The sequence below is a fragment of the Streptomyces virginiae genome (assembly GCF_041432505.1).
GTDB lineage: Bacteria > Actinomycetota > Actinomycetes > Streptomycetales > Streptomycetaceae > Streptomyces > Streptomyces virginiae_A.
In genome coordinates this window covers 1,432,290-1,452,536 of the sequence record NZ_CP107871.1, presented here as the reverse complement: position 1 = coordinate 1,452,536, position 20,247 = coordinate 1,432,290, and the positions used below count along the sequence as shown (strand labels likewise).

Annotated in this window: 14 protein-coding genes and 1 pseudogene; 11 read left to right on the top strand and 4 right to left on the bottom strand. The window is 74.3% G+C overall.

Annotated elements, in window-relative coordinates; genetic code table 11:
- Window positions 1-21: 21 nt before the first annotated feature.
- Window positions 22-960, top strand: a complete 939-nt coding sequence (locus OG624_RS06740) for an alpha/beta fold hydrolase (RefSeq protein ID WP_063734228.1) — start codon at window positions 22-24, stop codon at window positions 958-960.
- On the opposite strand, the gene OG624_RS06735 is transcribed toward OG624_RS06740, so the two are convergent.
- Complete coding sequence (locus tag OG624_RS06735) at window positions 948-2,051, bottom strand: MerR family transcriptional regulator (RefSeq protein WP_051763747.1); 1,104 nt, start codon at window positions 2,049-2,051, stop codon at window positions 948-950. The two genes, OG624_RS06740 and OG624_RS06735, sit on opposite strands and share 13 nt — an antisense overlap.
- Window positions 2,052-2,150: 99 nt before the next feature.
- Between OG624_RS06735 and OG624_RS06730 the strand changes: the two are divergent.
- The 9 genes and pseudogenes from OG624_RS06730 to OG624_RS06690 all read left to right on the top strand — a co-directional run.
- Window positions 2,151-2,729 (top strand): annotated as a pseudogene (locus OG624_RS06730) (RNA polymerase sigma factor); the annotation flags it as partial.
- Between the two features lie 185 nt (window positions 2,730-2,914).
- Window positions 2,915-4,177, top strand: coding sequence for an NAD(P)/FAD-dependent oxidoreductase (locus tag OG624_RS06725; RefSeq protein ID WP_033225153.1), 1,263 nt, complete (start codon window positions 2,915-2,917; stop codon window positions 4,175-4,177).
- The gene (locus tag OG624_RS06720) at window positions 4,174-4,974 is read left to right on the top strand and encodes a DUF1365 domain-containing protein (RefSeq protein WP_051763766.1); all 801 of its coding nucleotides are present in this window, start codon (window positions 4,174-4,176) and stop codon (window positions 4,972-4,974) included. Before OG624_RS06725 ends, OG624_RS06720 begins: the two co-directional genes overlap by 4 nt.
- Window positions 4,971-6,269: an SAM-dependent methyltransferase gene (locus tag OG624_RS06715; protein WP_033225120.1), complete on the top strand. Its 1,299-nt coding sequence runs from the start codon at window positions 4,971-4,973 to the stop codon at window positions 6,267-6,269. The genes OG624_RS06720 and OG624_RS06715 overlap by 4 nt, the downstream gene beginning before the upstream one ends.
- Window positions 6,266-7,081: a DUF1295 domain-containing protein gene (locus OG624_RS06710; protein ID WP_033225119.1), complete on the top strand. Its 816-nt coding sequence runs from the start codon at window positions 6,266-6,268 to the stop codon at window positions 7,079-7,081. Before OG624_RS06715 ends, OG624_RS06710 begins: the two co-directional genes overlap by 4 nt.
- Window positions 7,078-7,737, top strand: coding sequence for an alpha/beta fold hydrolase (locus OG624_RS06705; RefSeq protein ID WP_033225118.1), 660 nt, complete (start codon window positions 7,078-7,080; stop codon window positions 7,735-7,737). Before OG624_RS06710 ends, OG624_RS06705 begins: the two co-directional genes overlap by 4 nt.
- A 409-nt stretch (window positions 7,738-8,146) precedes the next feature.
- Entirely contained in the window at window positions 8,147-9,274 is a 1,128-nt protein-coding gene (locus OG624_RS06700; protein ID WP_033225117.1) for a sensor histidine kinase, read from the top strand.
- On the top strand, window positions 9,262-9,936 hold the full coding sequence (locus tag OG624_RS06695; RefSeq protein ID WP_033225116.1) for a response regulator: 675 nt from the start codon (window positions 9,262-9,264) through the stop codon (window positions 9,934-9,936). The genes OG624_RS06700 and OG624_RS06695 overlap by 13 nt, the downstream gene beginning before the upstream one ends.
- Before the next feature lie 106 nt (window positions 9,937-10,042).
- Complete coding sequence (locus tag OG624_RS06690; protein WP_371639223.1) at window positions 10,043-12,994, top strand: helix-turn-helix transcriptional regulator; 2,952 nt, start codon at window positions 10,043-10,045, stop codon at window positions 12,992-12,994.
- A 33-nt stretch (window positions 12,995-13,027) separates the two neighbouring features.
- Here OG624_RS06690 and OG624_RS06685 read toward each other — a convergent pair whose 3' ends face one another.
- From OG624_RS06685 to OG624_RS06675, 3 genes are all read right to left on the bottom strand, one after another.
- Entirely contained in the window at window positions 13,028-14,617 is a 1,590-nt protein-coding gene (locus OG624_RS06685) for an ATP-binding cassette domain-containing protein (RefSeq protein ID WP_371639222.1), read from the bottom strand.
- Window positions 14,614-17,304 carry a class III lanthionine synthetase LanKC gene (lanKC, locus tag OG624_RS06680; protein WP_033225113.1) on the bottom strand — a complete coding sequence of 897 codons (2,691 nt, stop codon included), beginning with the start codon at window positions 17,302-17,304 and terminating at the stop codon, window positions 14,614-14,616. The genes OG624_RS06685 and lanKC overlap by 4 nt, the downstream gene beginning before the upstream one ends.
- Before the next feature lie 111 nt (window positions 17,305-17,415).
- Complete coding sequence (locus tag OG624_RS06675; protein ID WP_189966317.1) at window positions 17,416-17,541, bottom strand: class III lanthipeptide; 126 nt, start codon at window positions 17,539-17,541, stop codon at window positions 17,416-17,418.
- 256 nt (window positions 17,542-17,797) lie between these two features.
- Between OG624_RS06675 and OG624_RS06670 the strand changes: the two genes are divergently transcribed.
- On the top strand, window positions 17,798-20,122 hold the full coding sequence (locus OG624_RS06670; RefSeq protein ID WP_371639221.1) for a WD40 repeat domain-containing protein: 2,325 nt from the start codon (window positions 17,798-17,800) through the stop codon (window positions 20,120-20,122).
- The last annotated feature ends 125 nt before the right edge of the window (window positions 20,123-20,247 follow it).

Sequence of the window (20,247 nt, the reverse complement as noted above, 5' to 3'; positions counted from 1 at the left end):
ACCCGGTGCCAGACTGGACGGGTGTTCGGAAGTCGCCCGGTCCGGACCCTTCACGTGTCCGCCGCCGTCGTCACCCTCGCGCTCTCGCTGGCGCTGTGCGCGGGGGCGGTGCCCGTGGCGGTCGCCGACGACGGGCCCGACCCGGCCCGCCCGGTGGACATCGGCGGCGGCCGCCGCGTGACGCTGGACTGTCGCGGATCCGGGTCCCCCACGGTCGTGCTCGTGTCCGGGGCCGGCGGCGCCTCGGACGAGTGGACCCACATCGTGGACGCCGCCCGGCCGGAAGCCGAGCCGAGGCCCGATCCGTCGGCGGTGCTCCCGGAGGTCGCCCGGTTCACGCGGGTGTGCGCCTACGACCGCCCCGGCACGACCCGGCTGGACGGCACGCCGAACCGCTCGACGCCGGTCCCCGGGCCCACCACCGCGGCGGCGGGCGTCGAGGACCTGCGGGCGACGCTCGCCGCGGCCGGTGAGCATCCGCCGTACGTCCTGGTCGGCGCCTCCTGGGGCGCGATGATCGCCTCGCTGTACGCGCGGACCGAACCGGCGCGGACCGCCGGGCTGGTGACCGTCGACGGAGCCTCCCCGTTCCTGAAGGACACCCTGACACCGGCCCAGTGGGCGACGTGGATCGACAAGATCCGATCCACGAACCCCGGGAAGGGCCTCGAAACGCCCGACTACCCCGCCGCCGTACGGGAACTGCGCGCGGCGCCGGCCCCGCCGCGCGGCCTGCCCGCCGTCGTGCTGACCTCCGACCGTCCGTGGGACCTCGCGGTCGGAGGCGGTTCTACCTGGCCGGCCTGGCTGGCCGCCCAGCGGCGCCTGGCCGAGGAACTGCGGGCCCGGCACGTCACCGACACCGACAGCGGCCACGGCATCGCCGTCGAGCGGCCGCGACTCGTCGCCCGGGCGATCCACGACGTGGTCGAGCAGGCCCGCGCAGGTCAGGAGCGTTGAGGGACCCCGCTGCCGCTTCCGCCGGCGCCTTCCGGCCCGTCGCCGCCTCCTCCCGGCGCGGTCGCCGCCGCCTCGCACAGTCCGCGCAGCAGGCCCAGGGCCTCCCGCAACCCGCCGGGGCGCAGCATGCCCGGCGCGGGGGCGGGACCCGCCCAGCCGGGGCCCGCCAGGAGGACCGTGGTCCGGGCCCGGGCGCCCTTGACCCCCCAGGCGGTGTCGGCGACATGCCGGGCCAGGGCATGGTGCGCGGTGGAGCGGGCCTGGGCCCACAGCACGACCGCGCCGGGCCCCGTCCGGCGCACGGCCTGGACGAGCGCCTCCGGCGGCACCGCTGCCCCGAACATCCGCGCGGGCAGGCCCAGTTCGGCGAGACCCGCGGCGAGCGCCTCCAGCGGGAGGGTGTGCTGCTCGCCCGGTACGCACGCCAGCAGGATCGGGGGAGCGCTCGCCCGGGGCCCGGACAGCGCGCCGATGCTCACGCGGCGCAGCGCCGTCGAGACGTGCCAGGAGAGCAGGTGCTCGACCTCGACGTACTGGTCGCCCGAGGTCTCCCACTTGCGTCCCACGGCGTGCAGGGTCGGCACCATCACCTCCTCCCAGGTGGTGACCAGGCCGTACTCGCCGATCAGGGAGCCGAGCATCTCGTCCATGGTCGGCGAATCGAGGCGGACGGCGGCCCGCCCCAGCCCCCGGCACTCCTGGCGCACGTCGCCGAGCGGCAGGCCGTTGCCCGATCCCGGCTGACGGGTCGGCGCGGGGGAGGCGGCCACGGGCGCGGCGGCCACCGACCCGGCCCGGGCGGCGCGCGCGGCCTCCGCGGGCGGCACGCCCGACGCGGTCAGGCGGCACATCTCCTGCAGGACGGCGATGTCCCCAGGGGTCCACCGCCGATGCCTGCCGTCCTCGCGGGCGGCGGGCCCGATGCCGTACCGCCGGTCCCAGGAGCGCAGCGTCGTAGGGGCGACCCCCAGCCGGCGTGCCACGGCCCCGGTGGTGACTCCGTGCGCGGGCTCGGCGGGCCCGCCGGTCTCTCGGATCTCCCCGATCTCGCCGATCTCTCGGATCTCGCCGGGCTGTGCGGACTCGTTCATACCTCCATCATGCGACGCACAAACGATGCGAGTGGAATCGATGCACGGCCGGGTCGGAGTCTGGACGGGAACCGGTCCCGGCCCCGAGGAGCAGTCGCCATGACCGCACAGAGCGTCACCGCCCGGCCGTCCCCCGTGTCCACCGTCCGGGAGCAGCTCCTCGACCACGAGGTCGCCGAGGGTTTCGTACGCGGCGACGAGCGGTGCCTGAGCGCCGCGTACCGCCGCTGGGGCGGCCTCGTCCTCGCCCTGGCCACCCGCACCCTCGGCGATTCCCGAGAGGCCGAGGACGTCAGCCAGCAGGTCTTCCTGGCCGCCTGGCAGGGCCGCGCCAACTACCGGCCGGAGCGCGGGCCGTTCCCCGGCTGGCTGGTGGGCATCACCCGTCGGAAGATCGCCGACGCCCTCACGGCCCGCACCCGGCGGCTCGCCCTGGTCGCCGCGGCCGGCGCCGCCCTGCCGCCCACGGACGAGCCGCCGGCCGGCCCGGAAACGGTCCTGGACCGGCTGCTCCTCACCGGCGAACTGGCGAAACTGCCCCGCGCGCAGCGGGAGGTACTGGCCATGGCTTTCTACGCGGACCTCACCCAGGCCCAGATCGCCGAGCGCACCGGACTGCCGCTCGGCACCGTCAAGAGCCACGCCCGGCGAGGCCTGCACCGGATGCGCCACTGCCTCGGCGGCGAGGCGCGCGCCGGCGCCGGTGGCAGGGGAGGCGGCAGCGTCGGTGGTGGTGGGGCGGCGGTTCCGGCCGGCCCCCGGCGGCCGGCGGAACAAGATTCCCATCCGCGGGTCGACCGGCACCGAAGTACCCGTGAAACGCCCGGCACCGGCCGTGCCGGGCAGGCGAGCGCGAGGGGTTGATCGACGTGGACCGGCGGAGAGTCGCTGTGGTGGGCGGGGGCGTGGCAGGGCTCACGGCCGCCCACATCCTGCAACGCGCCTACGACGTGGTGCTGTACGAGGCGGACGACCGCCTCGGCGGGCACGCGCACACCCATGAACTGACCACCGAGGACGCGGGAACGGTCCACGTGGACAGCGGATTCATCGTGCACAACGAGCGCACCTACCCGCACCTGCTGCGGCTGTTCCGGGAACTCGGCGTCACCACGCAGGAATCCGAGATGAGCATGTCCGTACGCTGCGACGGCTGCGGCCTGGAGTACGCGGGCGCCCGGGGCGCGGCCGGACTGCTCGGCGGAGGCAACCTGCTGCGCGGCCGCCACCTGCGCATGCTCACCGAGGTGCCGCGCTTCCACCGCGCCGCCCGGCGGCTGCTCGCCTCCCCCGACAGCGGGCAGACCTTGGGGGAGTTCCTCGACGGGCACGGCTTCTCCCGTTACTTCGTCGGCCACTTCGCCATCCCGCTCGTCGCGGCCGTCTGGTCGTGCGCGCCGGACACCGCCCTCCAGTACCCCGCCCGGTACCTCTTCCGTTTCCTGGCCCACCACGGACTGCTGTCCGTCAAGGGATCCCCGCAGTGGCGTACGGTCACCGGTGGTTCGGCCGACTACGTGGCCAAGGCCGCCAAGAACCTCACCTCCGTCCGCACCTCGACCCCGGTCCGGGCCGTCGTGCGCGCCGCCGACCACGCGCGCGTGCTCACGCCGGACGGCGACTCCACCCCGTACGCCGCCGTGGTCGTCGCGGTCCACCCCGACCAGGCGCTGCGCCTGCTGGCCGATCCGACCGAGGACGAGGTCCGGATCCTCGGCGCGTTCAGCTACTCCCGCAATCCCACCGTGCTGCACCGCGACACCTCGCTGCTGCCCCGCTCCCCGCACGCGCGCGCCTCGTGGAACTACTGGCTCCCCTCGTGTTCCGCGCGGCCCGAGAGCGTGCAGGTCAGCTACGACATGAACCGGCTCCAACAACTGCCTACCGCCGAGCCGCACATCGTCACCCTCAACGCCCGCGGCCGGGTCGATCCCTTCGACGTGATCGCCCGCATGGTGTACGAACACCCCGTCTACACCCCCCGGTCCGTCGCGGCGCAGGAGGAACTGCCCCGGCTGAACACGTCCGTGACCGCCTTCGCCGGCGCCTACCACGGCTGGGGCTTCCACGAGGACGGCTGCCGCTCCGGCGTCGCCGCGGCCGAGGCCCTGGGGGTGCGGTGGTGAACGGCGTCTCCGCAGGGCCGGCCGCCCCGCCCCACGTACCGGCCCTCTACGCGTGCACGGTGGCCCACACCCGCACCACCCCGATCCGGCACGCCTTCCGGCAGCGCACCTACCTATGGCTCATCGACATCGACGATCCACCCCGCATACCCCGGGCGCTGCGCCCGCTGGCCCGGTTCGACGCACGCGACCACTTCGGCGGCGAGGCCGCCACCCTGCGGGCGGGCCTGCGGGCCGAACTCGCCGCCCACGGCGTGACGGACGCCGACGGCCGCGTGCTGATGCTCGCCCACGCCCGGGTCCTCGGCCATGTCTTCAACCCGCTCACCCTCTACTGGTGCCACGACCGCGCCGGCACCCCGGTCTGCGTCGTCGCCGAGGTCCACAACACCTACGGCGAGCGCCACTGCTACCTGCTGCGCCCCGGCGCCGACGGACTGGCCGACGTCCCCAAGGACTTCTACGTCTCGCCGTTCTTCGCGGTCGAGGGCTTCTACCGGATGCGGCTGCCCGTACCCGGCGACGACCTCGACCTGACCGTGCAGCTGCGCCACGGCGACGGGACCTGCCCCTTCACCGCGACCGTGCGGGGCAGCCACCGCCCGGCCGGCGTCCGCACCCTGCTCGGAGCCGCCCTGCGTCACCCGTGGTCCACCGCCCGGGTGTCCCTCGGTATCCGCTTCCACGGCATCCGTCTCCTCCTCCGCGGCCTCCCGGTCCGGCCCCGTCCCGCCCGTTCCGCCTGTCCCGTCCCTTCCGTCAGTCCCGTCCGCCCCCCGCAGGAAGGCACCCTGTGACCGTCTCGTACATCCCGGCCCACGAGAGCGCGCTCGCACCCGTCGACCCGGCGCGCTGGCCCGACGTGGCCCGGCCGCCCCGCACCTCGGCCCTGCGTACCGCCGTCGCCGAGCGGATCCTCGGCCGGGCCCTCGCGCGGCTCCCGCTGCGGGTCCGACGCGGCCCCCGGGAGCCGGCCGCGTACGACGTGCCCCGGCAGGCCGGCGCGCTGCCCACCCTCACCCTCCACGACCCCGAAGCCTTCCACCGCCGGATCGGCGCGGACGGCCTGATCGGCTTCGGCGAGTCGTACATGGCCGGGGAATGGGACAGCGACGACCTGGTCGGCGCCCTGACCGTGCTCGCCGGCCACGTCGACGAGCTGGTGCCGGCGCCGCTGCGCCGGCTGCGCGACGCGTGGGTGCGCCGACGCCCGGAGCAGCAGCGCAACACCCCCGAGGGCGCGCGGGAGAACATCCACCGCCACTACGACCTGTCCAACGAACTGTTCACGCTGTTCCTGGACCGGAGCATGAGCTACTCCTCGGCCGTCTTCGCCGCCTTCCCCGCGCAGCCCGCCACCTTCACCGCCGCCCAGCACCGCAAGATCGACCGGCTCCTCGACCTCGCGGACGTCGGACCGGGCACCCGGCTGCTGGAGATCGGCACGGGCTGGGGCGAGCTGGCCCTCCGGGCCGCCTCCCGGGGCGCCGAAGTACTGACCGTGACCCTCTCCGCCGAGCAGCGCGACCTGGCCCGCGAGCGCATCGCCGCGGCCGGCCTCGGCGACCGGGTCACCGTCGAACTGCGCGACTACCGCCACGTCGAGGGTTCCTTCGACGCCGTCGTCAGCGTGGAGATGATCGAAGCGGTCGGCGCCGAGTACTGGGCTACCTACTTCGCCGCCCTGCGCCGGCTCCTCGCCCCGGGCGGCCGCGTCGCCCTCCAGGCCATCACCATGCCGCACGAGCGCATGCTCCTCACCGCCCGCACGCACACCTGGATCAGCAAGTACATCTTCCCCGGCGGGCTCATCCCCTCCCGCGAGGCGATCGCCCGCACGAGCGCGGCGGCCGGACTGCGCACCGTGGCGGACGACGGCTTCGGCGACCACTACGCGGAGACGCTGCGGCTGTGGCGCGAGGAGTTCGACCGACAGGCCGACTCCGTCGCCGCCCTCGGCTTCGACCGCACCTTCCACCGCATGTGGGAGCTCTACCTCGCCTACTCCGAGGCCGGATTCCGCTCGCGCTACCTGGACGTACGCCAACTGCTGCTCACCGCCGACGACCACGGGCCACGGGAGCCCCGATGACCCTCGACTGGGCGGCGCTGTCCCTCAACCTGGCCGCCGCGGCCGGCGCGGCGCTCGCCGTCATGCTGGCCACCTTCGCCGTCGCCACCGTCAAGGGCCTGCACCGGATCGTCGACATCGCCTGGGGCGTCGCCTTCGCCGCGGTGGCGCTCACCAGCTGGCTGCTGTCGGCGGGGTACGGCGACGACGGACGGCGGCTCGCGGTCGCCGCGGCGACCGTCGTGTGGGGGCTGCGCCTGGCCCTGCACATCGCCGGGCGCGGCCGGGGACACGGCGAGGACCCGCGCTACGCCCGCATGCTCGCCCGGGCACCCGGCAGCACCCGGCTCTACGCCCTGCGCAAGGTCTACCTGCTGCAGGGTGCGCTCGTCTGGCTCGTCTCGCTGCCGGTGCAGGCCGCGTCGTACGTGCCCGTACCGCTCGGGCCGCTCGCCGCCGTCGGCCTGCTGCTGTGGGCCACCGGACTGCTCTTCGAGGCGGTCGGGGACTTCCAGCTGGCCCGCTTCAAGCAGCGCCCCGAACACCGGGGCAAGGTCATGGACAGGGGTCTGTGGAGCTGGACCCGGCACCCCAACTACTTCGGCGACTTCCTCGTCTGGTGGGGTCTTTATCTGCTGGCCTGCGCCACCTGGCAGACTGCGGCACTCACGCTGGTCTCACCGCTGGTGATGAGCGCGCTGCTGATCTGGGGCAGCGGCAAGAGACTGTTGGAGGCGCACATGGCGGACCGGCCCGGCTACGCCGACTACGTGGCCCGCACCAGCGGGTTCTTCCCGCGCCCGCCGCGCCGCATACGCCAGGAGGCCCGGTGACGGCCGGGACCGAGCGGGACACGGAGTCCACCGGCCAGGGCCGCGCCCTCGTGCTCCGTACGTCCCCCGCGACACCGGCGGCCGCGGTGCTGCTGCTGCACGGAGGGCGCGAGGAGGGGCCGGAGCCGCCGCCCCTGGTCAACCTGCCCGCGCTGCGGATGCGGCCCTTCGCGGCCGCCGTCGCCCGCGCGACGCGCGGCCGCGACGTCCTGGTGGCGGAGGTGCGCTACCGCCACCGCGGCTGGAACGGCTCCCGCTGCGACGCCGCCCGCGACGCGGAGGCGGCCCTCGCGCGGCTGCGGTCGCTCGCCGGGGACGTGCCGGTGGTCCTGGTCGGCCACTCGATGGGCGGCCGAGCCGCGCTGCGGGCGGCCGGGGCACCCCTGGTCCACGGCGTGGTGGCCCTCGCCCCCTGGTGTCCGCCGGGCGAACCGGTGGACCACCTCGCGGGCCGCCGGCTCTACCTCCTGCACGACGAGGCGGACCGGGTCACCTCGGCCGCCGGGTCCTGGGAGTTCGTCCGCCGGTCCCGGCTCGCGGGCGCCGACGCCACCGCCATCCCGATGTCCACGGGCGGGCACGCGATGCTCCGCGGCGCGGGCGCCTGGCACCGGCGCACCGCCGCGCTGGTCACCGGCCTGGTCACCCGGGACTGAGCCCCGCCACCGAGCCCAGCCGACCGATCCCGGCCGACCGAGCCCCCGAAGGTGAACGCGGCCCGCGTCGTCGACCGCGTCGAGATCCGGATGCACGCCGGGCCGCGACAGGAGGCCGATCGCGCCATCGAGGACACCCGCGACACGCGGTGCCGGTGGCCGGCGTCCGGTCGTCGTCCTGGCCGGACGGCCGTCGCGCGGGTGTCGGACCGGCGCCGGGAACACCTTTCCGGCCGACCTGTGGTGCCCCCTCGGAAAAGCCCGTGAGCAGGCCGGTACGCGCCTATTTGACGTGCACCTGCTAGGGCAAAATGGCAGATGTCACAGGCAAATGGGTACGGAGGGGTGTGTCTTGGCGTTGCTGTCCTTACCGGTACGGCGCATACGGGCACTACGGGGGACGAGCGGGGTGGCGTCGGGCCTGCAACGCGCCCAGTCCTTCATGATCGTGGCCACCCTCCTGTACCGGGCGAGCCATCTGACGGTGGGCGCCCTCGCCGTCGCCCAGCGCCGGTCGGAACTGCCCCTGCAGTACGTGGGATTCGCCGCCGCCCTGGGACTGAGCGCGCTGACCTACGGCACCGCCCTGCGGCGCGGCGGGTTCGACCGGCGGCACATCTGGGCGGACGCCCTGGTCGTCGGATGCCTCCTGCCCCTGGCCCTGTGCACCTGGGGCGGCCTGCGCGAGCCGCCCGCGATCGCGTGGGCCATGCTGCTCGGCGGATCGGCCAGCGCCGTCGCGGCCATCTCCCTCGAACGACTGCACGCCCTCACCGTCATCGCCCTGCTCGTGGTCACCCACTTCATCGGCTACCAGGCGGTGGGCGCGAGCCCCGCCGTGATTCTCGGCCATCTCAACTCGATCGTGTCCTCGGCCGTGATGACCTGGCTGTTCCGCTGGTACCTGCTGCGCCAGGGCCGCCTCCTCGACGAGGCCAACGCCCGCGCGGTGGCAGCCGAGGCCCACAAGGCGCGCTACGCCGAGCGGCTCGAACACCACCGGGCCCTGCACGACACCGTCCTCGCCACCCTGACCACCCTGGCCTCCGGTTCGGTCGACGCCAACGCCCCCGAGGTGCGGCGCCGCTGCGCGCGCGAAGCGGCGTACCTGCGCCGGCTGATCCAGCAGACCGCGGACGAGGTCCACCACCGGGAGATCGGTACCGCCCTGGAGGAGGCGGTCGGGTCCGTCGAGAGCCTCCAACTACGGGTCACCGCCCAGTACCACGACCTGCCGCAGGTGCCCCCCGAGGTGGCCGCCGCGCTGGGCGACGCCGTCCGCGAGGCCCTGAACAACGTACGGCGCCACGCGGGCACCGGACACGCCTACCTCACCGCCACCAAGGACCCGGACGCCCGTGGGGGAGCCCTCGTCACCGTCGTCGACCGGGGCCCCGGATTCGACCCCGAGCACTGCCGGCCCGGCCTCGGCCTGCGCCGCTCGATCCACGACCGGATGGTGGAGGTGGGCGGCCGGGCGACCGTGGACACCGCCCCCGGTGAAGGCGTACGGGTGGAGCTGAGATGGCCCGGGTGATCACCGTCTCGGTGGTCGACGACGACCGGATGCTCCTCGACGGCCTGCGGGCCTGGCTCGGCGGCGTGCCGGAGCTACGACTCGTGGCGACCGCCGCCACCGTCGGCGAACTCCTCGGCGCACCGGACGCACAACTGCCCTACGGCTTCGGGGCGACGGCCTACTCCCCGCCCGACATCGTCCTCCTCGACCTCGTCCTGCGCGACGGTTCCGCCCCCGCCGACAACATCCGGCGACTGCTGCGGACCGGCAGCCGCGTCCTGATGATCAGCACGGTGCCCGACCGCTCCCGGATCATCGAGGCCATCCGGGCCGGCGCCGACGGCTACCTGACCAAGGACCACGACCTGCCCACCCTGGTCGCGGCCATCAAGGACCTGGCCTCCGGCCAGGGCGCCCTCTCCGCGGAACTCGCCTTCGCCTGCGCCTACGACGACAGCCCCGCCCGCCCCCGCCTCTCGCCCAGGGAACGGCAGATCCTCCTCGACTACGCCTCCGGACTGACCCTGAAATCCGCCGCCCGGCGGGCCGGCATCACCGTCCACACCGCCAAGGACTACCTGGACCGGGTCAAAGCCAAGTACCAGCAGGCGGGCCGCCCCACCTACACCAAGCTCGACCTGGCCCGACGGGTACGGGAGGACAGTCTCGACGGGGGCTGACCACCCCCACAAGCCCCCCAAACGGACGGCTACAGGGGCACGCGCGGCGTCCCTATCGTCATCCCCGGCGGCGCCTCGGAGGGCCCGCCGGAAAGGGGACGAGCCGGTGTCCATCTTCTGGCCGGCGCTGCCGGAGGACTGTACCGTCGCGGGCCCGGACGGTGGCCCGCACCCGAGGCGAGGGGAACTCATCGGCCGCGGGGCCGAGATGGGGCAGATCATGCGCGCGCTGGCGGGCGCCCGCGCCGGGCGCGGCGCGGCCCTCTTCGTGACGGGAGAGCCCGGTGTCGGCAAGACCCGGCTCGCCACCGAGGCCCTCGCCGTGGCCGCCGAGACGAACATGGTCACCGTACGAGGGCGGGCCAGCGCGGTCGGCTCACCCGTCCCGTACCGGCCGCTGGTCGAGGCCCTGCTCCTGCTGTCCCGGGCCGGCCTGCTGCCCGACCCGGACGAACTCGGCCGCTACGGACCGGTCATGGCCCGGCTGCTGACCGGCGCCCGGGACACGGGCGCCGACGCCGCCTCGCACCTCGTGGTCGCCGAGACCATGCTGCGCCTGCTCACCGTCGTCGGGGAGCGCCAGGGCTGCCTGCTCGTCCTCGACGACCTGCACGACGCCGACGCCGCGACGCTCGCGGTCCTCGACTACCTCCTCGACAACATCGGGCACCAGCCGGCCGTCCTGCTCCTCGTCACCGGATGCGCACCCTGCGCGGCGACCGAACTCGCCTCCAGGGCCCGCGGCCGCGACGCCGCCGCGGTGCTCGACCTCGGCCCCCTCAGCCGCCCCGACGTGCACCTGCTCATCGCGGCCGAGCTGCGCGTCCCCCCGACCGAGGTCTGCCCCGACCTCGTCCACCGCGCGGTCGACAGCGGCGCCGGCATCCCCTTCGTCGTCAAGGAACTCGTCCACGACCTCACCGGCCGCCCCGCCCGCCGCGACCCGGGGACACCGACCGTGCCGGCCGGCGTCGCGGACAACGTCAGACGCCAGGCCGAGCGGCTCGGCCCGCTCGGCGTGGAACTCCTCGGCATGGCCGCCCTGTTCGGCCGCCGCTTCGCCCTGCCCGTACTGGAGCGCGCCATCGGCCGCGACCACGCGGAACTGTCCGCGGTCCTGCGCGCCGCGGTCGCCTCGTACCTGATCACGCCGGACGGTCCCGGCGCCCAGTGGTACACCTTCCGCTACCCGCTGGCGGCCGAGGCCCTGCTGGACGACCTCGGCCCGGGGGAGCGGACCCGGTACGTGAGACGGGCCGCGCGCGCCCTCACCGAGCTCCACCCCGGGCTGCCCGGGACCTGGTGCGAGCACGCCGCCCAGCTGCACGAGCACGCCGGCGACACCCCCGAAGCCATCCGTCTGTACTGCGAGGCGGCCGGGCGGGCGACGGGCGAGGGCGCGACGGACCGGGCCGTGGACCTGCTCACCCGGGCCCACCGGCTCGTCGAACCGGACACCGTCGCCGAACTGCGCGCCACGGTGCTGGAACGCCTGCTGGACGCCGTCGCCCGCTCGGCCCGGTTCGACGGCCTGCCCACCCCCGCCGCCCTCCTGAACACCCTCGGCGGCGACGGCGGCGAGCACGACATACCCGCCCAGCGCCGCGCCGGACTCCACGCCCGGCTGAGCGACCTCGCCACCCTCACGGGCCGCCCCGCGGAGGCCCTGTGGCACCTCGACATCGCCCGCGCACTGCTCGGAAGCCACCCGGCCGACCAGTACGCCGCCCTCGTGGACCTTTCCGCCGTGCACGTGGAGCTGGGCCGGCTCGCCCCCGACCGGCTGCGCACCGCCACCCGGTACGCCCTCCGGGCCCTGCACGCCGCCCAGCGCGTCGACCTGCCCGACGTGGCCTGCCGGGCCCTGCTGCTGCTCGGGCAACTGGCCCGGGAACAGGACGAGCGGACGGCCGCGGCCCACTTCCGGCGGGCCCGCGCCATCGCCCTCGCCCGCCGGCTCCCCGTCCCGCGCGTGGCCGCCGACGTACACCTGGCCATCGTCGCCGCGAGCCACGACGGCCGACCCACCCGGATCGAACAGGCCCGGCAGGAGGCCCTGGCCATGGGGCTGCTGCCCCTGGCCCACGAGACCGGATTCGTCCTCGCGCTGGACCGGATCCAGCACGGTCGCTACGACGAGGCCCGGGACCGGATCCGGGAGGCCGCCGCCGACGCCTCACGACTCGGACTGGGCCGCCCCCTGGCCATGCTGCGGCTCGCCGAGGCCGTCCGATACGCCCACCAGGGCCGCCGGGCCGAGATGCGCGGGGCCCTGGAACGCCTCGCCCCGCTGCTGGACGCGGCGCCCGGCGTCCGCGCGATGTCGTACGGGCTCGCACGGGCCGTCTGCTCGCTGCTGGAGGAACGGCACGAGGCCGCCGGGCAGGAGTTCGCGCAGGCCCTCGCCTACGACGCGGAGAACCCGGCGATGGGCGGCTTCGGCAAGCACGGCATCATCCTGCTGCTCGGCGTGCTGGCCGGCCGCATGGGCCGACCCCACCACGCCGAGGTCACCCGGGCGAGCGCCGGCGCCACCCGCTGGAACCACCAGTTCACCGGCCTGGCGCACGCCGTGCTGCTCGGCCGCGAGGGCCGCCCCGACGAGGCCACGGTCGCCGCGAGCACGGCGTTGGAGGCGGCCGAACCCTTCCCCATGGCGCGCAGGCTGTGTCAGCGGCTCGTCGCCCAGTCGGCGTACGACGACGGCTGGGGCACTCCGGTCGAGTGGCTGCGCGAGGCGGAGGAGTACTTCCACGACGTCGGCCTGCAGGCGGTCGCCGGAGCGAGCCGGGCGCTGCTGCGCGGGATGGGCGCCTCGGTGCGGCAACGGCGCACGGGCACCGAGCGGGTGCCCGCGGACCTGCGCCGGTGCGGGATCACCGTCCGGGAGTTCGAGGTGGCCCGGCTGGTCGCCGAACGCATCAGCAACAAGGACATCGCCGGCCGGCTGCACATCTCGCTGCGCACCGTCGAGAAGCACGTGGCCAGCCTCCTGCAGAAGACCGGCCACCCGAACCGGACGGCCTTCGCCACCGCCACCCGCGACCTGGTCGCCTGATCACGCGCCCGACCGCTCGCCCGCCCGACCGCCTCAGGAGAGTCGGGCCAGCGGGTGTCCGGCCGCCAGGGTCACCACGCGGTCGAAGCGGCCGTCGAGGTCCTCGTCCCCGTGGTGCACGACGAGCAGCGCCCGCCCGGCGGTCCGCTCGCGCAGCATCCGGAACACCAGCTCCCGGCCGCGGTCGTCGAGGTTCGCGAACGGCTCGTCCGCGAGGTACACGTCGGCGTCCTCGCACAGGAGCGCGGCGACCCCGGCGCGCTGGCGCTGGCCCGAGGACAGCTCCGACGGCAGCCGGTCGGCCGATCCGTCCAGGTCCAGGGCGGCGCGCAGCCCCTCGTCGGGGACGAGGTCGCGCACCGGCAGCGGGGGCAGGTTCACCGGAGCGGTCAGGCTCGCCACCCGGGGCGGCAGGGTGACCGACCCGGCGTCGGGGGCGAGCGTCCCGGAGATGATGTGCAGCAGCGTGGTCTTCCCGCAACCGTTGGGGCCGCGCAGCAGCACGTGCTCGCCGGCGCGCAGCTCGAAGGCGTCGAACGACACCCCGGCCACCCCGGCCACCCCGGTGCCGCCGCTCCCGCCGCGCTTCTCCTCGCCCGCGTCCCCGTCCGCGCCGCCGTACACGACACGGGCCCCGTGGACCCGTACCAGCGGCCCCTCGTCGTGGTACGGGCTCCGCCGGGACTCCCGTAGGGACTCGATCCGTTCGAGGACGGCGGTGCTCCGGCGGGCCTGCGGAATCATGTTGATGAGGTCGAACACCCCGGTCACCGCCCGCCACAGCGAGTTGACGAAGGCGAGGAAGCTGCCGAAGGTCATCCGGCCGGAGAAGACGAAGAAGGCTCCGACGATCATCGAGGCGGTGTCCGACATGTTCATCACCAGGTCGCTGAGGGTCCGCTGGCGCTGCGCCAGCCGGAAGTTGACGAAGGTGATGCCGAGGAAGCCGCGCAGGGCGTCCCGGTTCGCGCGGCGCGTGCCCGGCAGCAGCGCCGGCAGCCCGCGCAGGGCGGGGAAGGCCTCCAGCGTCCGGGTCAGCGTGTTGATGTAGCGGGCCTCCGCCTCGCGTTCGGGACCGGTGTTCTCCTCGATCCGCCGGCCGAGCCGGTTGCTCACGAACACCAGCGGCGGCACGATCACCAGCAGGATCAGGCTGGCCTGCCAGGACAGGTACAGCAGCACCCCCAGGAACACCACCGAGGTGACCGCCTGCCGCGCGATGCGCAGGGACACGTCGACGGCCGGCAGGACCCCCTGGGAGACGTCGTTGTGGATGCGGCTGACGTACGAGGCGTTGCCCGCCCGCGTCATCGTCCGGCCGTCCAGGCCGAGCGCGCGGCCCAGCAGCTCGCTCTCCAGCACCAGTGTGAACGCGTTCTCGAACCGTTTGCGCCGGCAGGCGATCCAGTACCCGGTGAGGTTGAGGGTCAGCCCGAGCGCGAGGTAGGTGAGGCCGAGGAACAGGAAGCGCCGCGGGTCGGCGGTCAGGATCGCCTCGTCGAACAGGGCCTTGAGCAGCAGCGGGTGCAGCAGGGCCTCCAGCCCGCTCGTGGTGACCTCGGCGACGAGGATCACCACGAACGGGGTCCGGTGACCGCGCAGCGTGCGCCAGAGCTGCCTCACCGTCCGACCTCGTCCAGCAGGAAGTCGGCCGGGCCTCCTCGGTTCACCCGGTGGAGCACCCGCAGCACGCCCGCCGATCCGGTCAGATAGTCGGTGGAGCAGCGCAGCAGTCCGTCACCGGGCAGACCCAGCAGGGGCGGCCGGCCGTCGGCGCGCGGCAGCCCGAAGCGCTCGGCGGGCTCGAAGAGGAAGACCCTCCGGACGAAGTCGAGCTGACGCAGCGCCGTGTCACGGTAGGACCGGTCGCCGGTGAACTCGGCCGCGTCCAGCAGCGCGTCGGCGACCCCGGCCATGCCGAAGGCGTAGCCCGGCATCACCGAGTAGCGGACGTCCAGCCCGCGCAGGACGGTCCGGGCCGCGTCCATGTCCCCGTAGCGCAGCAGCACCTTCAGCACGCCCGCGGAGCCGACCTCGACGTACGGCTCCATCGTCCCCTCGTGCTCGAACATGACCGGGCCGCCGTCGTCGTCGATGGGTGCGGCGTGGGCCATCTCCCAGGCGAGAGCCTCCCGCCCCAGTCGCAGGTGGCGCGCCTCTCCCGTGACCTGGTGCATGCGCAGCAGGAACATCGCGACACCGGCCTGCCCGAAGCCCAGTCCGGTCAGCGGCCCCTTCGTGGAGAACTCGTTCAGCCAGTGGGCGTGGCCGCCCTCCCGCCGGGCCGTCTCGTGCAGCGCCTGCGCGCACTCCCGGGCGGCGGCGAGGTCGCGGGGGTCGTGGCCGCGCAGGAAGAAGCGCAGGTCGGTCATGCCGACGCCGGAGAGGCCGTAGTAGAAGGTGTGGTCGCCCGTGTCCACCGCGCGCTCGTTGGCCCGGGTCAGCAGTTCCCTGGCCGGTCCGCCGAGCCCGAGGGAGTCGGCCGCCCAGGCGATTCCGGACAGGCCGTTCATGAGGCCGTCCGGATAGCGGGCCGGATCGATGTCCGCGAGCCTGCGGCCCAGCCAGTCACGCCACGCCGGCCGGACGGGGACCCCGCCGGCGTGCAGCGCCCACAGGACGCCGCTCGCCCCGAAGCCCAGGCTCAGCGGGTTCGTGACGTGCGCGAAGGGGTCCACGGGGAAGAGCGTGTCGCGGTCGGTGTCGGCGCTCGCCCCGATGAAGGCGGCCACCCCGGCCTCCGCGTCCACGAGCCCCAACTCCTCTTCGACGACCGGGGGCACCGGGGCGGTCACGACCCGGGCCTGCAGGTCGTCGCCCTCGTCCTCCAGGGCCTTGAGCAGGCCGTTGAGGTCGATCCGGTCCTGGGCCAGGTCGGTGATCAGCCGGTGCACCCGCTCCGGCCAGCCCAGTCCCTCGGTGATGAAGATCCGGTACAGGTCCAGGACGTCCTCGCGCAGGTACGACATGGCGGCGATCGGGAAGACGAAGTACGCCATGGTGGACGCGAGGGCGTACCGGTCGCCCTCCGGTCCGTACGCCTTGAAGCGGTTGCGGGAGAGGCTGAATCCCGGGGTGTAGAGCTCGACCGGCTTCGCCAAGGCGTCGTCACCGCCCTCGGCCAGTCGGCAGGCCTCCAGGTCGACGATGGTCACCTCGTAGGTGTCCGGGTCGATGAGCAGGTTCGCGGCGGTGAAATCGGTGAGGATCACCCCCCGGTCGTGGGCGGCCCGGATCGCGCGGGCCAGTCCGCGGAAGACGGCGAGGAAGATCCGCAGGTACTCCCGCGAGCGTTCGACGTCGAACCCCGGCCGCGCCAGCGGGTTGCGCTCCAGCAGTACCGAGCGGATGTCGGAGCTGTCGACGAACTCCTCGGCGATGTAGTGGTGTTCCCAGTGCCGGAACGTCGCGATCGGGGCCGGGTACGCGCCCGTGTCGGCCAGCCGGTTCAGGAACATCCACTCGCGGCCGAGGATGTCCACGGCGTCGTGGTCCTGCCGCGGGTTGATGTTGGTGTGCGGGCGGGCCTCCTTGAGCAGCACCGGGCGGTCGTCGTCCGCGGTGTCCTCGGCCGTGTACACACCGCCGCTGTTGGAGAACTGGATCGCGCCGGTCACCCGGAAGCGGCCCCCGAGCAGGCCGTCGTCCTCCGCGTCCTCGTCGGCGGGCCGCCAGTCGTCGAACGGCCAGGGCACCCAGGAGGGCTGCGCGTGGCCGGGGCGCCGGTCGTCGGGGACGGGTCCGTCAGGTCCGAGGATGCGCGGTCGTCTGCGGCCGAGGACGTCGACGGTGTGGGTGTCGAGGAACTGGCCGTAGCGGAAGTAGAGGGCCTTGTTGTCCCGGTACCGCAGGTCCGACAGGACGTAGGCGCCCTCGACCCCCTTCAGGAGGCGGGCCAGGTCCGCCAGGCAGGTCCGGAACTCGTCGTCGTCGCGCGGGTAGACGGTGACGAGCTTGCCGCCGCTGCCCCGTGAGATGGCCTTGGAGTTGAGCATCTCGAAGATGTTGAGATCGAGAGCGATCTTGAAATCGATCTCGCGTTCCGTCAGGTGGCCGATCACCGAGGTGGCGACCTCGCGCACGTGGCGGTGGCTCGACGAGATGTGGATCTTCCAGCCCTGCGCCGGCAGGTTCTGGTTGTGGCGGAAGCTCCACCAGATGCCGCTGCGGACGAACCGGGCCCGCACCCGCTCGTCGAACGCGGCGAGGAAGTGGTCCGCGTTCGGTTCGTAGAAGACGTCGAGCGGGTCGAAGAACAGTGTGTCGTTCCACGCGAAGAGGAAGCGGTAGACCCAGCGTTCGTTGCGCATCTCAGCCTCTGTGATCGTCCGGAGCCGCCGGCAGCAGCGGCTGCGGCGGCGGCCGTCGGGAACGGTGGGTCCGTGCGGGGGCGCGCCGAGCCCACGCACGGACCCGGTGCGTCAGTTCGGGTCGTGCGGCTGGTGCGGAGACTTGCAGCAGTCGCTGCTGCTGCTCGTCAGGCTGACGGTGGCGGCGGCACTCTGCGTGGTGCGGGCCTCCATGTTCTGCAGCTTGAGGACGCTCATCCGGATCACCTCCTCGAAGGTCGGGTGCGTGGATCGTGCGCTGACGTGGATTCCTTGCCGGCCGATCGGCAGGTCCGACTCAACGCCATCCGCGCCACCCGCACATGGGCGGTGGCCGCGCATAATCGCCGCCCGCGCCCCCCACCGGAACACCGCCCCGCACAGGGCGAAATGGTGGTGGTCCGCCCCCTCCGGCCGGCGGCACCCGGTGTGGTACGGAACGGCGATGTCAGAGGCGGTCTCTAGCCTCGGGGGCATGTACGAGACCTCCACGGGTGCGCCCGACGACGTGAATGCCCCGCTGCCCGAGCCGCGGTGGACCGCGCAGTGGGCCGACGGCCCCGTACCGGACCAGCGGCGCCTGCGTCCCCTCACGGGGCACAGCGGCCCGGTGCGGACGGTGGCCACGGCGATCGTCGACGGCAGACCGGTCGCGGTCTCGGGCGGCCAGGACCACACCGTGCGCGTCTGGGACCTCGCGACGGGCGGGCAACTGCACGATCCGGTCACCGGCCGCACCGACCCGGTGTCCTCGATGACCACCGAGGTGCTGTCCGTGGCCACGGCGGTCGCCGACGGCAGGCCCGTGGCCTTCAGCCTGCACGGCGACGACTCGGTCCTGGTCTGGGACCTGGCCACGGGCCGCGCGGCGGGGGAGTTCGTCAGGCTGGTGGAGAGCGCCGTCCTGGACGAGCGCCGGGTCCTGCTCACCCTCGGGGCCGACGGGACCCTGTCCGTCGCGGACCTGCGCACCGGCAGCCGGGTCGCCGCCTTCCCGTCGGCGACCGGCATCGCGACGCTGGGCGGCCGCCGGGTCGTCCTCACCGTCGACGCCGTCGACGTGGACCGGACGGTGCGCGTGTGGGACCTGGCCGGCGGCGGTCAACTGGCCCGGTCGCTGGAGGTGGTGCGGACCGTCGACCTCGACGGGCGGGTGCTCGCCGTCACCGCCCGGGATCCGGACCAGGAGGCGGACCGGGATCCGGACCCGGCGGCGGATTCGGGGGAGGGGCGGCTGTGGGACCTGGCCACCGGCGAGCCGTCGGACGGCCCCGAGGTCGCCGCGGCCCTGTCCGGCGGCGTGGACCGACCCGGTGTGACGACCTTGACGGTGGTGCACGGCAAGGCCGTCGCCGTCGGCCTCGACGGCGAGGAGCCCCACTTCATCGGCCCCCTGGCCCTCGCCCGCCAGAACGGCGCCCTGGTCCGCACCCGGGCGCGGGAGACCGCACTGCTGGACGGGCGTACCGTCGCCCTCACCACCGAAGCGGACGGGACCCTGCGTATATGGGACCTGACGGACGATCGGCCGCGCGTGCACGGCATGCGGGTGCTCGACGCCGTCGGCGCGAGCGCCACCGCGCCGGCCTTCCCGCCCGGCCCGGAGCGGGAGGCCGACCTGTGGCACCGGATCTCCGGCCGTGGGGACGGTCCTTCCGGCAGCGCCGATCCGGTCCTGCTCACGGTGGAGCAGGGCGACACGGTGGTGGTACGGGACCGCGCCACCGGACAGCCCGTCGGCCGGCCGCTCACCGGACACACCGGCAAGGTCTGGGACGTGGCCACCACCGTCGTGGACGGGCGGCCCGTGGCCGTCACGGCGAGCGCCGACCACACGCTCCGGACCTGGGACCTCTCCCACGCCCTCGCCCACGGGGACGGTCCGCCCCGCGCCGGTCACACCGGAACGGTCACGGCGGTCACCACGGCCGTCCTCGACGGGAGCCCGGTGGTCGTCACGGCCGGCGCCGACCGCACCCTGCGCGTCCGGGACCTGAACACCGGCCGACAGGTCACGGTCCCCGTGGCGGGCCTGGAGGGCGAGGTGACCGCGATGGTCGCATCGGAGGTGGACGGGCGGCCGGTGATCGTGACCGCGGGTTCCGGTGACATCCTGCGCCTGCTGGATCCGGTGGGCGGGGAACACATAGGCGAGCCCGTCACCAGCCACCACGGCCGGGTACTGGCCCTGGCCGGCGCGACCCTCGCGGGCCGGCCGGTCGTGGTCACGGCCGGCACCGACCGCACCGCGGCGATCCGGGACCTCGCCACCCGCCGCCCGGTCGGCGAGCCGCTCACCGGTCACACGAGCAGGGTGACCGCCGTGGCGACGGCGGAGCTCGCGGGGCGGCCCGTCGCGGTCACCGGCAGCTGGGACAGGACCGTACGGCTGTGGGACCTCGGCACGGGCCGGCAGATCGGCGAACCCCTGACCGGCCATACCGACTGGGTGACCTCGGTGGCCACCACGCTGATCGACGGCAGGCCCGTCGCGGTCAGCAGGAGCCGCGACAAGACGGTGCGCCTGTGGGACCTGGCCACCCTGCGGGAGATCGGCGAACCCCTGACCGGTCACACGGATCCGAACGGGCCCATGGTCGTCACCACCGGGGGTGACCGGCCGGTGATGGCCATCGGCCAGGGGCAGGCCGTGCGCTTCTGGGACCTCACCACGGGGTGCGAGGTGGGGAACGAGTACGCGCTGCCGCTGCCGGCGGCCGCGCTCGCGGCGGCACCGGGCGGCCGGCTCGCGGTCGGCTTCGGCCCGGAGGTGGCGGTGCTGCGCCCGGCGACAGATTGACTCGAACGGACCGTACGCCTCCGGTAGGTCGGGAGAATTCCGGGAGCAAGAGGCGGTGATCGACGTGCGGGCCGGTGGCGAGTGAATTCGCCTCCTCCGTACGGCGGTTCACCGATCCCCCCAGC